13 protein-coding genes are annotated in these 14,332 nt (G+C 66.6%); 11 read left to right on the plus strand and 2 right to left on the minus strand.

The genetic code is table 11. The features are described 5' to 3' along the window. The first annotated feature begins 30 nt into the window (after positions 1-30). The 9 genes from ACZ1A1_RS02990 to yjfF all read left to right on the plus strand — a co-directional run bounded on the left by ACZ1A1_RS02990 (position 31) and on the right by yjfF (position 10,087). Entirely contained in the window at positions 31-1,623 is a 1,593-nt protein-coding gene (locus ACZ1A1_RS02990; RefSeq protein ID WP_463618697.1) for an ABC transporter substrate-binding protein, read from the plus strand. An 86-nt stretch (positions 1,624-1,709) separates the two neighbouring features. Then, positions 1,710-2,645 (plus strand): ABC transporter permease, encoded by a 936-nt coding sequence (locus tag ACZ1A1_RS02995; RefSeq protein WP_203315542.1) that lies wholly within the window; start codon positions 1,710-1,712, stop codon positions 2,643-2,645. Positions 2,646-2,650: 5 nt separating this feature from the next. Next, entirely contained in the window at positions 2,651-3,472 is an 822-nt protein-coding gene (locus ACZ1A1_RS03000) for an ABC transporter permease (RefSeq protein ID WP_313193876.1), read from the plus strand. Further along, positions 3,469-4,380, plus strand: a complete 912-nt coding sequence (locus tag ACZ1A1_RS03005; RefSeq protein WP_119255184.1) for an ABC transporter ATP-binding protein — start codon at positions 3,469-3,471, stop codon at positions 4,378-4,380. The genes ACZ1A1_RS03000 and ACZ1A1_RS03005 overlap by 4 nt, the downstream gene beginning before the upstream one ends. Further along, positions 4,377-5,342, plus strand: coding sequence for an ATP-binding cassette domain-containing protein (locus tag ACZ1A1_RS03010; protein WP_463618698.1), 966 nt, complete (start codon positions 4,377-4,379; stop codon positions 5,340-5,342). Before ACZ1A1_RS03005 ends, ACZ1A1_RS03010 begins: the two co-directional genes overlap by 4 nt. A gap of 183 nt (positions 5,343-5,525) precedes the next feature. After that, entirely contained in the window at positions 5,526-6,488 is a 963-nt protein-coding gene (gene ytfQ / locus ACZ1A1_RS03015; RefSeq protein WP_337182946.1) for a galactofuranose ABC transporter, galactofuranose-binding protein YtfQ, read from the plus strand. A 94-nt stretch (positions 6,489-6,582) separates the two neighbouring features. Then, positions 6,583-8,100, plus strand: coding sequence for a galactofuranose ABC transporter, ATP-binding protein YtfR (ytfR, locus tag ACZ1A1_RS03020; protein ID WP_463618699.1), 1,518 nt, complete (start codon positions 6,583-6,585; stop codon positions 8,098-8,100). After that, positions 8,097-9,122, plus strand: coding sequence for an ABC transporter permease (locus tag ACZ1A1_RS03025; protein WP_463618700.1), 1,026 nt, complete (start codon positions 8,097-8,099; stop codon positions 9,120-9,122). The genes ytfR and ACZ1A1_RS03025 overlap by 4 nt, the downstream gene beginning before the upstream one ends. After that, positions 9,119-10,087: a galactofuranose ABC transporter, permease protein YjfF gene (yjfF, locus tag ACZ1A1_RS03030; protein ID WP_463618701.1), complete on the plus strand. Its 969-nt coding sequence runs from the start codon at positions 9,119-9,121 to the stop codon at positions 10,085-10,087. Before ACZ1A1_RS03025 ends, yjfF begins: the two co-directional genes overlap by 4 nt. Before the next feature lie 10 nt (positions 10,088-10,097). Here yjfF and ACZ1A1_RS03035 read toward each other — a convergent pair whose 3' ends face one another. Further along, on the minus strand, positions 10,098-11,414 hold the full coding sequence (locus ACZ1A1_RS03035) for an aspartate aminotransferase family protein (RefSeq protein WP_463618702.1): 1,317 nt from the start codon (positions 11,412-11,414) through the stop codon (positions 10,098-10,100). Positions 11,415-11,418: 4 nt separating this feature from the next. After that, complete coding sequence (locus ACZ1A1_RS03040; protein WP_463618703.1) at positions 11,419-12,495, minus strand: phosphotransferase; 1,077 nt, start codon at positions 12,493-12,495, stop codon at positions 11,419-11,421. A gap of 186 nt (positions 12,496-12,681) precedes the next feature. Between ACZ1A1_RS03040 and ACZ1A1_RS03045 the strand changes: the two genes are divergently transcribed. Then, positions 12,682-13,350 carry a GntR family transcriptional regulator gene (locus ACZ1A1_RS03045; RefSeq protein WP_463618704.1) on the plus strand — a complete coding sequence of 223 codons (669 nt, stop codon included), beginning with the start codon at positions 12,682-12,684 and terminating at the stop codon, positions 13,348-13,350. Positions 13,351-13,429: 79 nt separating this feature from the next. Next, on the plus strand, positions 13,430-14,170 hold the full coding sequence (locus ACZ1A1_RS03050; protein WP_463618705.1) for an SDR family NAD(P)-dependent oxidoreductase: 741 nt from the start codon (positions 13,430-13,432) through the stop codon (positions 14,168-14,170). Positions 14,171-14,332: the final 162 nt, after the last annotated feature.

A 14,332-nucleotide genomic window follows, 5' to 3' on the forward strand; every position in this document is an offset into this window, starting at 1 on the left:
TGCCGAAAACGGCACGAGAGGGAGAACGAAATGCTGAAAAGACTGACACTGGCCGCAATGCTCGGCCTCGGGGTGGCTACCGGGGCACTGGCCGCGGGCGAACGTTCCGGCGGAACGCTCGTCTTCACCGCACCCTACGGTTCGAGCTTCGCGACGCTCGACGTGCAGGCAAGCCCGAACACGCAGGAAGAATTCATCACCCAGGCCATCCACCGCGCGCTCTATAGCTGGGACTCCATCCAGAACAAGCCGGTGCTGGAACTCGCCGATTCCGAAGAGGTCTCCGAGGACGGAACGACCCATACCTACCACCTGCGCAAGAACGCCGTCTTCCACAACGGCAAGCCGCTGACGGCCGACGACATCGTCTACAGCTACAAGCGCATCGCCAATCCGAAGAACGCCTTCCCGGGCGCAAGCTTCATCGCCAATATCAAGGGCGCGGACGACTATATCGCCGGCAAGGCCGAGGAGATTTCCGGCCTGAAGAAGATCGACGACAACACGCTGGAGATCACCTATACCGGCCCGATCAATCCGGGCTTCCCGCTGATGCAGAACACGACGGTCATCTATCCGTCGAATGTCGAGGACGAATCCTCCTTCGGCAAGAACCCCGTCGGCCTCGGCGCCTTCGTCTTCAAGGAGCATGTGCCGGGCTCGCAGGTCGTCGTCGAGAAGTTCGACAAGTACTACGAGGAAGGCAAGCCCTATCTCGACCGCATCAACATCGTGCTGATGGCCGAGGACGCCGCGCGCGACGTCGCCTTCCGCAACAAGGAAATCGACGTCTCGATCCTCGGCCCGACGCAGTACCAGGCCTATCAGGGCGAAGAGGGGCTGAAGGACCACCTGCTGGAAGTTGCCGAGGTCTATACCCGCAATATCGGCTTCAACCCGGCCTTCGAGCCCTTCAAGGACAAGCGGGTGCGCCAGGCGATCAACCATGCCATCAACGCGCCGCTGATCATCGAGCGCCTCGTCAAGAACAAGGCCTATCCGGCCTCCGGCTGGCTGCCGATCTCCTCGCCGGCCTTCGACAAGGACAAGGCGCCCTACGCCTTCGATCCGGAAAAGGCCAAGGCCCTGCTGGCGGAAGCCGGCTATGCCGACGGCTTCGAGTTCGAAGTGACCGCAAACCCGAACGAAAGCTGGGGCGTGCCGATCGTCGAGGCGATCCTGCCGATGCTGAAGAAGGTCGGCATCACCGTGAAGCCGAAGCCGGTGGAAAGCTCGGCCCTCGGCGAGGCGGTGACGACGAACAACTTCCAGGCCTTCATCTGGTCGAACCTGTCCGGTCCCGACCCGTTGAACGCGCTGCGCTGCTACCATTCCAAGACGGCGCAGTCGGCCTGCAACTATACGAGCTATGCGAGCCCCGAATTCGACAAGCTCTACGACGCGGCCCAGCAGGAGCGTGACCCGGCCAAGCAGAACGATCTCCTGCGCCAGGCCAACAACATCGTGCAGGACGACGCCCCGGTCTGGTTCTTCAACTACAACAAGGCCGTCATGGCCTACCAGCCGTGGATCCACGGCCTCGTTCCGAACGCGACGGAACTGGCGGTCCAGCCCTATGACGAGATCTGGATCGACGAGACCGCGCCGGACTCGCGCAAATAAGCCTTGAGGGGTTCGGGGGCGGCGTCTTCACGCCGCCCCCGCATCGATTGTCGCGCCCCGCAAGGGCGCCCAACACGGAACCGCTCATGCTACGCTTCACCCTGCGCCGCATCCTGCAGGTCATCCCCACGGTCGTCGTGGTGGCGCTGCTCATCTTCGTCATCTTCTCCGTGGTGCCCGGCACCTTCGCGGCGAGCCTCTTCGCCGACGGCAAGCGTGCCGCCGACCCGCAGATGATCGCCCGCCTCAACGAGGAGTTCGGGCTGAACAAGCCGGTCGTCGAGCGCTTCGTGACCTATGTCACCGACCTTGCGCGTTTCGACCTCGGCACCTCCTTCCGCACCCGCCAGCCGGTGATCGACCTCATCAACGACCGCATGTGGGCCTCGCTGCAACTGGCGATCGCTGCCATGGCCTTCGCCCTCGTCGTCGGCGTGCCGCTCGGCTTCCTCGCGGCGCTCCGGCCCGGCTCGGTGCTCGATACGGTGACGATGGTCGGGGCGGTCTCGGGGCTTTCCATGCCGCAGTTCTGGCTGGGCCTGCTGCTGATGTACCTCTTCGCCCTGCAGCTGAACTGGCTGCCGAGTTTCGGCTATGGCGACGGATCGTTCCGCAACCTCATCCTGCCCGCCGTCACGCTAGGGGTGACGCCGCTCGCGCTTCTCGCGCGCACCACGCGGGCGGGCGTGCTCGACGTGCTCAATGCCGACTTCATCCGCACCGCCCATTCCAAGGGCATGAGCGAGATGAAGGTGGTGCGCTGGCATGTGGCGCGCAACGCGCTGGTGCTGATCGTCACCACGGTCGGCCTGCAATTCGGCTCGCTGATCGGCCAGGCGGTCGTCATCGAGAAGCTCTTCGCCTGGCCGGGCATCGGCTCGCTGCTGGTCGACAGCGTGGCGATCCGCGACATTCCCGTGGTGCAGGGCACGATCCTCGTCATCGTGCTGTGGTTCCTCGTCATCAACACCGCCGTCGATCTGATCTATGCCGCGATCGATCCGCGCATCAAGCAGGAGTGACGAGAATGCGCCTCGGCTTCAACTTCTGGCTCGGCGCGGGGCTGACGGTGCTGGTGATCCTCGCCGGCGTCCTCGCCCCATGGATCGCGCCCTTCGATCCGGTGCTCGACGCGGACCTGATGAATTCCGAGCTGCCGCCCGACGCCACCTTCTGGTTCGGCACGGACGGGCAGGGGCGGGACGTCTATACCCGCATCCTCTACGGCGCGCAGATCTCGCTGACGGTCGGCATCGTCTCGCAGGTGATCAATTCGATCATCGGCGTCACGCTCGGCATGACCGCCGGCTACTGGGGCGGCTGGTGGGATGACCTCGTCAACGGCCTCACCAATGTCATGCTCGCCATTCCCTCGCTGATCTTCGCGCTCGCCGTGATGGCGGTGCTCGGCCCGGGCCTGCCCTCGCTCCTCGTCGCGCTCGGCCTCACCAACTGGAGCTGGACCTGCCGCATCGCCCGCTCCTCGACGCTCTCGCTGAAATCGCAGGGCTATGTGCAGGCGGCGCAGACGCTCGGCTACGGCGACCTGCGCATCATGTTCACGCAGATCCTGCCCAACATGATGGGGCCGATCCTCGTCATGGCGACGCTCGGCATGGGCTCGGCGGTGCTGTCGGAAGCGGCGCTCTCCTTCCTCGGCCTCGGCATCCAGCCGCCGTTCCCGAGCTGGGGCTCGATGCTGACGGATGCGCGCCAGCTCATCCAGCTCGCGCCCTGGGTGGCGCTCTTCCCCGGCCTTGCCATCTTCCTCTCCGTGCTCGGCTTCAACCTTCTCGGCGACGGCCTGCGCGACAGCCTCGACCCGCATATGAGGACGCGCAGGCCATGACCCAGCCGCTGCTCGACATCAGGGACCTGCAGCTCGGCGTCGCGCTCGGCCGCTCGGTTTCCCATCCGCTCCTCAAGGGCGTCTCCTTCCAGATCATGCCGGGCGAGGCCTACGGGCTCGTCGGCGAATCCGGCTCGGGCAAGTCGGTGACGTCGCTCGCCGTCATGGGGCTCCTGAAGAAACCGCTCGCCGTTTCCGGCGGCGAGATCCTGTTCAAGGGACAGAACCTCCTTGCCCTCTCGAAACGCGAGATGCGGCGCCTGCGCGGCAACCGCATCGCCATGATCTTCCAGGAGCCGATGACGGCGCTGAACCCGCTCTCCACCGTCGGCCGGCAGATCGCGGAAATGTTCGTGCTGCATCAGGGCAAGGGCTGGGACGAGGCGCAGAAACTTGCGGTCGAGGCGCTCGCCAGCGTGCGCGTGCCCAATCCCGACCGGCGGGCGAAAAACTATCCGCACCAGATGTCGGGCGGCCTTCGCCAGCGCGTGATGATCGCCATGGCGCTCGCCTGCAATCCGGACCTCTTGATCGCCGACGAGCCGACCACCGCGCTCGACGTCACCGTGCAGGCCGAGGTGTTGCGTCTCATCAAGGAGCTTTGCGCCGAGCGCGGCACGGCCGTGCTCTTCATCAGCCACGATCTCGGCGTCATCGCCAGCATCTGCCAGCGCGTCGGCGTCATGTATTCGGGATGCCTCGTGGAGGAGAACGAGACGCGGGCGCTCTTCGAAAACCCCCGGCACGAATATACCCGCGGCCTCCTCGGCGCGCTGCCGCGCCTCGGCAGCCGCAGCCAGCATGGCCGCCAGCGGCTGGTCGATATCGACAGCATCATCGCCGACCGCTCGAAGCTGACCGAGACCCGCTTCATCGCGCCGCGCGGCGCGGAAGGGAGCCAGCCATGACCGCCCCGCTCCTTCAGGTGGACGACCTGCATGTGCGCTTCCCGATTTCCGGCGGAGGGCTTTTCGGCGCCGGCAAGCGCCTGCTCCACGCCGTCAACGGCATCAGCTTCCAGCTGGCCAAGGGCGAGTGCCTGTCCATCGTCGGCGAATCCGGCTGCGGCAAGTCGACGACCGCGCTTTCCATCCTCGGCCTGCAGGAGCCGACGGAAGGGGCGATCCGCTATCGCGGCCAGCCGCTCGCCGGTGCCGGCGCGCCGGGCCGCATGGAGCGCGCGAAAGCGGTGCAGATGGTGTTCCAGGACCCCTATGCCTCGCTCAATCCGCGCCAGTCCGTGCGCACCTCGCTCGCAGCGCCGCTGAAGCTGCACGGCATCACGGCATCCTCGGAGATCGAGGGCCGCATCGAGGCCATGATGAAGAATGTCGGCCTGACACCCGAGCAGGCGCGCCGTTACCCGCACGAGTTCTCCGGCGGCCAGCGCCAGCGCATCGGCATCGCCCGCGCGCTCATCCTCGAACCGGAGATCGTCGTGCTGGACGAGCCGGTCTCGGCGCTGGACGTGTCGATCCGCGCGCAGATCATCAACCTCCTGCTCGACCTGCAGGAAAAGCTCGGCCTCTCCTACCTCATGATCAGCCACGACCTCAGCGTGGTCGAGCATATGAGCGACCGCGTGCTGGTGATGTATTTCGGGCAGGTCGTGGAGGAGGGCGGCTGGCGGGAGATCTTCGAGAACCCGACGCATCCCTATACCCGCCGCCTGATCGCCGCCATCCCCGATCCGGATGCCGCCCTGAACCTCGATACGGGGCCGGGCAATATTCCCGACTCGCCGCTGATCGAGGGCCGCGGCTTCGTCACCGACGGCAGCACCGCGCCGGATGTCTTCTCCGCGCCGCTCCCGTCCGAGCTGGTCGAGATCGCCCCGCGGCACCGCGTCCGGCTGGCCGCCGTCGGCTGACGCCCTTCACAGAAACGGTTCCCGTAGACGGCGGCGTTCCGCGACCGCCCGGATATCCGTGCGGCCCGGCTGCGCGTTCACATGGCGAAACGTGCCGAAGCGCAATTTTTGGGTTTACAATAGTAATACAATATGATGTTTTAACTCACGCTGCTGAGGAGCAGCATTCTTTGGGAGGACATCATGAAATTCACAACCGCACTCGCGAGTGCCACGATCCTTGCCGCCTCCATGTTCGGTGTCGCGTCCGCGGCCGACATGACCGTGGGCTTTTCGCAGATCGGCTCGGAATCCGGCTGGCGCGCGGCAGAGACGACGCTCACCAAGCAGCAGGCCGAGCAGCGCGGCATCGACCTGAAATTCGCCGATGCGCAGCAGAAGCAGGAAAACCAGATCAAGGCCCTGCGCTCCTTCATCGCGCAGGGCGTCGACGCCATCCTCGTCGCGCCGGTCGTCGCGACGGGCTGGGACGAGGTGCTGCAGGAAGCCAAGGACGCGGAAATCCCGGTCATCCTGCTCGACCGCAAGGTCGATGCGTCGGACGATCTCTACATGACCGCCGTGACCTCCGACACCGTCCACGAGGGCAATGTCGCCGGCAAGTGGCTGGTGGACACGGTCGCCGGCAAGCCCTGCAACGTCGTCGAGCTCCAGGGCACGACCGGCTCCTCGCCGGCCATCGACCGCAAGAAGGGCTTCGAGGACGCCATTGCCGGCCATGACAACCTGAAGATCGTCCGCAGCCAGACGGGCGACTTCACCCGCACCAAGGGCAAGGAAGTCATGGAAAGCTTCCTGAAGGCGGAAGACGGCGGCAAGAACATCTGTGCGCTCTACGCCCATAACGACGACATGGCCGTCGGCGCCATCCAGGCGATCAAGGAAGCCGGCCTGAAGCCGGGCACGGATATCCTCGTCGTCTCCATCGACGCCGTTCCGGATATCTTCCAGGCCATGGCCGCCGGGGAGGCGAACGCCACCGTGGAACTGACGCCGAACATGGCCGGCCCCGCCTTCGACGCGCTCGACGCCTTCCGCAAGGACGGCACGGCCCCGCCGAAGTGGATCCAGACGGAATCCAAGCTCTATACCCAGGCCGACGATCCGGCCAAGGTATACGAGGAGAAGAAGGGCCTCGGCTACTGATCTCTCCCGATATCCCGCCTCGCGGGATATCGACCTCGCCCGCCTGTCGTCTCCTCAGGGATGGCAGGCGGTCCTTTCATGCGGACCGGGGATCATGCAGCCTGACAATTCCCATGTTCTCTCGGCGACGGGGATCGACAAGATCTTCCCGGGCGCCAGGGCGTTGAACCGCGTCGATTTCTCCCTGCGGCGCGGCGAGGTGCATGCGCTGCTCGGCGAGAACGGCGCCGGCAAGTCGACGCTCGTCAAATGCCTGACCGGCGCCTATCGCCGCGACGGCGGACGCATCCTCGTCGACGGCGTGGACGCCGATCCGCAGAGCACGCTGGAGGCGCAGAACCTCGGCATTGGCACGGTCTACCAGGAGGTGAACCTCCTGCCGAACCTCACCGTCGCCGAAAACCTCTTCCTCGGCCGCCAGCCGAAGCGCTTCGGCCTCGTCAATGCGCGTGCGATGAACCGCCGCGCCAGGGCGCTGCTGGCGGAATACGAGCTCGACATCGACGTCACCACCGAGCTCGCCGCCTATTCTGTGGCGGTGCAGCAGGTGGTCGCCATCGCGCGGGCCGTCGACCTCTCCGGCAAGGTGCTGATCCTCGACGAGCCGACCGCCAGCCTTGACGCCCACGAGGTCGCGATGCTCTTCCGCATCGTGCGCCGCCTCAAGGATCGCGGCCTCGGCATCATCTTCATCACCCACTTCCTCGAACAGGTCTACGAGATCTCCGACCGCATCACCGTGCTGCGCAACGGCCAGCTCGTCGGCACGCGCGAGACGGCGGAGCTTTCGCGCCGCGAGCTGATCGCCATGATGCTCGGCCGCGAGCTGGTGCAGGAAGTCGCCGCCGGGCATGGCGCGAAGAGCGAGGCCGGGCAGGTGCGCTTCCGCTTCCGCGGCTTCGGCCGCAAGGGCCATATCCAGCCCTTCGACCTCGATGTGCGCGCCGGCGAGGTCGTCGGCATCGCGGGCCTGCTCGGCTCGGGCCGCACGGAGACGGCGGAAATCCTCTTCGGCGCCGAGCGCGCCGACAGCGGCACGGCGGAGGCGGACGGGCGCGCGCTCGACCTTGCCTCGCCGCGCGCCGCCATCCGCGAGAAATTCGGCTTCTGTCCGGAAGACCGCAAGGTCGACGGCATCATCGGCGACCTCTCGGTGCGCGAGAACATCGCGCTGGCGCTCCAGGCGCGGCGCGGCTGGGCGCGGCCGATCAGCCGCAGCGAGCAGGACAGGCTTGCCGACGACTATATCAAGGCGCTCGACATTCGTACCAGCGACCGGGAAAAGCCGATCAAGCTGCTCTCCGGCGGCAACCAGCAGAAGGCGATCCTCGCCCGCTGGCTCGCCACCAACCCGGATTTCCTGATCCTCGACGAGCCGACGCGCGGCATCGACGTCGGCGCCCATGCGGAGATCATCCGCCTCATCGAATCCCTCTGCGAGAAAGGCATGTCGCTGATCGTGATCTCCTCCGAACTCGAAGAGCTCGTCGCCTATTCGAGCCGCGTCATCGTGCTGCGCGACCGGGCGCATGTGGCGGAGCTGACCGGTGACGAGGTCACGACAGAGGGTATCGTCGAAGCCATCGCAGCCGGCGGGAGGGCGGACGCATGACCTCCACGCTGAAAGCCTATGCCCTGCGCCTCTTTCCGCAGGTCGCCGCGCTCGCCGTGATCCTGCTCATGGTCTCCATCGCCTTTCCCGGTTTCTTCCGCCTCGAAATGCAGAACGGCCGGCTCTACGGCAGCCTGATCGACATCCTCAATCGCGGTGCGCCCGTCGCGCTGCTCGCCATCGGCATGACGGTGGTCATCGCCACCAAGGGCATCGACCTTTCTGTCGGCGCGGTCATGGCGATCTGCGGGGCGGTTGCCGCCGCCTGCATCACCTCGGGCTACGGGCTGGTGGCGACGCTGCTCGTTACGCTCGGCACCGGCATTCTCTGCGGCCTGTGGAACGGTATCCTTGTCGCCGTGCTCGATATCCAGCCGATCATCGCCACGCTGGTGCTGATGGTCGCCGGGCGCGGCATCGCCCAGCTCATCACCGAGGGGGCGATCCTCACCTTCAACGATCCGGGGCTGATCTTCATCGGCGGCGGTTCGTTCCTCGGCCTGCCCATGCCCGTCGTCATCTGGATCGCTTTCGGCATTATCGTGGCGCTGCTGGTCCGCCAAACGGCGCTCGGCATGCTGATCGAGGCGCTCGGCGTCAACCGCCGCGCCTCCATGCTCTCGGGCGTTTCGACAGGCGTGCTGCTGATCGCCGCCTATGTGCTGTCGGGCCTGTGCGCCGCCATCGCCGGCATCATCGCGGCGGCCGATATCCGCGGGGCGGACGCCAACAATGCCGGTCTCTGGCTGGAGCTGGACGCGATCCTTGCGGTCGTCGTCGGCGGCACGTCGCTGCTCGGCGGGCGCTTTTCCATCGCGGCCTCGCTGCTCGGCGCGCTGATCATCCAGTCGATCAACACGGGCATCCTGCTCTCCGGCTTCCCGCCGGAATTCAACCTCATCATCAAGGCGGCGATCATCGTGCTGATCCTGGTCATCCAGTCGCCGCGCGCCCAGACGGCCTTCGCCTTCCTCTCCCGACCCCGGGCCGGCGAGAAGAAGGCGGAACAGGAGGCGAAATGAACCCGCGCTATCTTCCGCTCACCGCCACGGTCGCGATCTTCCTCATCGCCTATGCCGTCTGCATCGCGCAATATCCCAACATGCTGTCGACGCGGGTGATCGGCAACCTCCTGACCGACAACGCCTTCCTCGGCATCGCCGCCGTCGGCATGACCTTCGTCATCCTGTCGGGCGGCATCGATCTGTCTATCGGCGCGGTCATCGCCTTCACCGGCGTCTTCCTCGCCGTGCTGCTCCAGGCGACGTCGGTCCACCCGCTCGTCGCCTTCGCACTGTCGCTTGCCATCACCACCGCCTTCGGCGCGCTGATGGGGGCGATCATCCATCACCTCGAAATGCCGCCCTTCATCGTCACGCTGGCCGGCATGTTCCTGGCGCGCGGCATGGCCTTCGTGCTGTCCATCGATTCTATCCCGATCAAGCACCCCTTCTATGGGACCCTGAAGGGCCTCTACTACAAGCTGCCCGGCGGCGGGCGCATCACGCTGATAGGCGGGCTGATGCTGGTGGTCTTTGCGGCGGGAATCCTCATCGCGCACCGCACCCGCTTCGGCGCCAATGTCTATGCGCTCGGCGGCGGCACGGCGACGGCGCGGCTGATGGGCGTGCCGATCGCCGGAACGACGATCGGCATCTACGCGCTCTCCGGCTTCCTCGCGGGCCTTTCGGGCATCGTCTTCTCGCTCTACACCTCGGCCGGCTATTCGCTGGCGACGGTGGGCGTCGAGCTCGACGCCATCGCGGCCGTCGTCATAGGCGGTACGCTGCTGACGGGCGGCTCCGGCTTCGTCGCGGGCACGCTGGTCGGCATCCTCATCCAGGGCCTGATCCAGACCTACATCACCTTCGACGGCTCGCTGTCGAGCTGGTGGACGAAGATCCTCATCGGCCTGCTGCTCTTCGCCTTCATCCTGCTGCAGAAGGGGCTGATCCACTTCACGGGCCGGCGCAGGCGCTACGCCTGACGCCGTCCGCTCAGGCGGTTTTCAGCACGTCCTCCAGCGCCTCCAGCAGCATGTCGGCATTCTCGCGCGAGAAGACGAGCGGCGGGCGGATCTTCAGCACATTGGCGCGCGGGCCGGAGGCGCTGATCAGCACGCGGCGGCGGCGAAGGCCGTTGACGATGCGCGTCGTCAGCGCCGCGTCGGCCTGCTTCGCCGCCGGGTCGGACACGATCTCGACGCCGACGAAGAGGCCGGCGCCGCGCACGTCGCCGATGGCGGGGTGGCTGCGGGCGAGGGTCCTGAGGCCCTCCATCAGGTAGCTGCCGACCTCCAGCGCGTTCTGCTGCAGGCCCTCGATGCGGATCGTGTCGAGTACCGCCTTGCCGGCGGCCGCGGCGACGGGATTGCCGCCGAAGGTGTTGAAGTAGCGGGCACGGGGGCCGAATTCGGCGATCACCTCCGGGCGCAGCACGATGCCGGCCATCGGATAGCCGTTGCCCATCGGCTTGCCGATCGTCACCATGTCGGGCGCAACGCCGTGCCGCTCGAAGCCCCACATCGCTTCGCCCGTGCGGCCGAAGCCGGGCTGCACCTCGTCGGCGACGAAGAGGCCGCCGGCCGCATGGATCGCGTCGACCGCCGGCTTCAGGAAGCCCTTCGGCCCGGCGAAGATGCCGTCGCTGGAGAAGATCGTGTCGGTGATCAGCATGGCCGGCCTGATGCCGTGGCGCTTGAGATCGGCGATGGCGGCCTCAACGTCGCGGCCGAACTTCTCCATCATCTCCCCGGGCGAATGGCGGTAGCTGTCGGGCGCCGGCACGGTGCGCACATGCGGGCCGAGCGTCACGGATTCGCCGAGCGAGGGGGAGAATTCCGCCACCGCGCTCGTCAGGCCGTGATAGGCAAGCTCCGTCGCGATGATGCCGGTGCCGCCCGTGACGAAGCGGGCGATGCGCACGGCAAGGTCGTTCGCCTCGCTGCCGGTGCAGGTGAACATCGCCTGGCTGAGCGCGTCCGGGAAGGTCGCCGTCAGCGTCTCGGCATAATCGACGATGCCCTCGTGCAGGTAGCGGGTGTGGGTGTTGAGCACGGCGGTCTGCGTGGTGATCGCCTCCACCACGCGGGGATGGCAATGGCCGACCGAGGCGACATTGTTGTAGGCGTCAAGATATTTCTCGCCCGATGCGTCATGGAGGAAGACGCCTTCGCCGCGCACCAGATGCAGCGGCTCCTCGTAGAACAGGCGGTAGGCGGGGCCGAGCACCTTCTCGCGCCGCGCGATCAGCTCCTTGTCCGCCTCGCCCAGTCGTTCGAAATCCTCACGCGAGAATGCGTTCACCATCGACATGATTTCAAGCCTCCGCAAGATGGGGCGCCAGCCGCTTGAGCCCGGCCGGCGTCAGGTCCGATATGTTGTGCAGCCCCGCCCAGGCGGCGGCGTGGTTGCGCATGATGTAGCTGCGGTTCTCGGGAAAGCGTGCCGAGCGCCATTCCGCGATGATGATCGACATGGCGAGCCGGGCGCGTATCAGCGTCGGAAGCATCGCGGCTTCCGACGGGAGAAGCGGCCGGGCGGAAAGGTAGCCTTCGAGGAAGGCGCCCACGCGCTCGGCCCAGTCGGGCGTGAAGAGATGGTAGGAGATCGCCACCGCGAGGTCGTTGACCAGCGGCGCCTCGACCATGTCGCCGAAATCGATGATGCCGGCGACGCGCTCGGGTGCTGCCGGATCGACCAGGATATTGTGCGGGTTGAAGTCGTTATGGATGATCTGCCGGCGCTCCAGCGCGGAGAAGGCCGGCAGCATGCGCAGGAATTCCTCCAGCACCGCCTCGACCCGCGCCTGCCGCTCGGGCGCGACGGAATCCACCACCGCGGCAAGGTCGAGCGTGTGCGAGATGTCCCACATCAGCTTGCCCGCCGGCGGGCGGCCGGCATAGCCGGAAAGGCCGAGGCCGAGCGCGCCGAGCGCACGGCCGATATGGCGGCTCTGGTTCGTCGAGGGCGGCGTACGGTACTGCAATTCGCCGGGCAGGAAGGTCAGGAGGCGCACGATGCGCGGCCCCTCGTGGGTGGCGATCCGGTGGCTCGTTCCGCCCGAGCGGGTCGGCACCAGCCGCGGCACGGGAACGGCGGGGGCGTGGCGGGCAAGATGCAGCAGCGCGCCGTCCTGGAAGGCGAGCGCCGCCGGGTCCTCGGCGGGATTGGCGATCTTCAGCGTGTAGCGCGTGCCGTCCGTCGCGGTGAAGAGGAAGGTCTCGTCGCGCTCGCTGGAAAGCCGCCCGGCCGTGCCGGCGATGCCGTAGATGTCGCCGGTGAGCGCGGCGGCATCCGAAAGCTCCGTCTTGCTAAAGGCGGCGGACATCGCATCGCCTCCGGCGGGCGCATCGCCGCCGTTCGCCGGGGCCGGGAAGGGCGTTTCTTGCGTCATCGTGGCTCCCCGGAACAGGCCTGCTTTCCCACTGCGAAACGCTCCGTCTTCTGGTTCGAATGTTAATCCGGGTACGGGCATCGCGCACTTTACCGGGATTGCCCATGTTTGACCCGATGCGACGGTTGAAACAAGCGGAAAAAGATGCATCAAGTATCGTATCATTGATTTTTGTCAGAGCCGGCGATGCCCGAATTCGAAACGCTCGATCATTCCAACCTGAACAGCACGATCTACGGCGCGCTGTGCGATGCGTTGATCCAGGGGCGTTTCCAGCCCGGCGACCGCCTGAAGATCCGCGATCTCGCCGAGCAGTTCGGCACCAGCGTCACGCCCATCCGCGACGCGATCCTGAAGCTCGCCAACGACGAGGCGATCACCTTCCGCTCGCCGCGCGACATCCGCATCCCCGCCATGAGCGAAGCGCGCTACCGCGAGATCCGGTCGATCCGCGTGCGGCTGGAGGGGCTGGCGGCCGAGACGGCCGCGCAGGTCGCCACCTCCGCCGACATCGCCGCGCTGGAGGCGATCCTGCGCGAGAACGAGGCCGCCCTTGCCTGCGGCGACGGGCTGAAGGGGGCCGAGCTCAACCAGATGTTCCACTTCATGCTGCCGAAGATCGCCGGCCTTCCGGTGCTCAACGGCATCCTGCGCCGGCTCTGGCTCCAGATGGGGCCGCTGATCTCGGATGCCTATCTGCCGGGCGGGCGGGCGATGATCGACCATCACTATCCCGTCGTCGAGGCGCTGAAGCGCCACGACCCGGCCGCCGCCTCCATGGCCATCGTCGACGACATCCTCCTTGGTGGGAAACCGCTGCTGCAACGCATCGAGAAGGGGACGCGGAAGGCCTGATCGCCTCCACCTTTCGTCGAGGCTTGCATTTCGCCCGCCGCGCATTACGATGTATCAAGCATCAACGGAGAAGTCCCGCATGACCGAAGAACGCCCCACCATGCTGCTGACGGGGGCAAGCCGCGGGATCGGACATGCGACGGTCAAGCTCTTCCAGTCGAAGGGCTGGCGCATCCTCACCGTCTCGCGCCAGCCGTTCTCCGAGGAATGCGCCTGGCCCTCCGCCCGCGAGAGCCATATCCAGGCGGATCTCGCCGACCTTTCCCAGATCGACCGCCTCGCCGCGACGGTGCGCGAGCGCCTGCCCTCCGGCAGGCTGCAGGCGCTGGTCAACAATGCCGGCATCTCGCCGAAGGGGCCGGACAGGAGCCGCCTCGGCGTCGCCGAGACGACCGCCGACGTCTGGACCCACGTGCTCAACGTCAACCTCGTCTCGACCGCGCTGATCGCCCGTGCGCTGCTGCCGGAGCTGGAGGCCGCCAAAGGCTCGATCGTCAACGTCACCTCCATCGCCGGCTCGCGTGTCCATCCCTTTGCCGGCGTCGCCTATGCTGCCTCCAAGGCGGGGCTTGCATCGTTGACGCGGGAAATGGCGCACGAATTCGGCAAGCGCGGTGTGCGCGCCAATGCCATCGCCCCCGGCGAGATCGAGACCTCGATCCTCTCGCCCGGCACGGACGAGCTGGTTGCCGCCGAAGTGCCGATGGGCCGGCTCGGCGAGCCGCGCGAGGTCGCCGAGACGATCTATTTCCTGTGCACCGAACAATCATCCTACATCAACGGCGCCGAGATCCATATCAATGGAGGCCAGCACGTCTGACGGCGCAAGAAAGCCATTGACCGGGACGGGCGGGAATGCCTGAATTGGCCCGATAGCAAATCAAAGAGGAACGAGGCGCCTGCCGCGGTGCGAACATCGCGCGAAGGCCTCCGGCCCGGGAGGGGCTGCCGTCTTGGACGGACCGTTCGGGACCGGCGATCG

It is taken from the genome of Shinella sp. R2-11 (genome assembly GCF_055330205.1).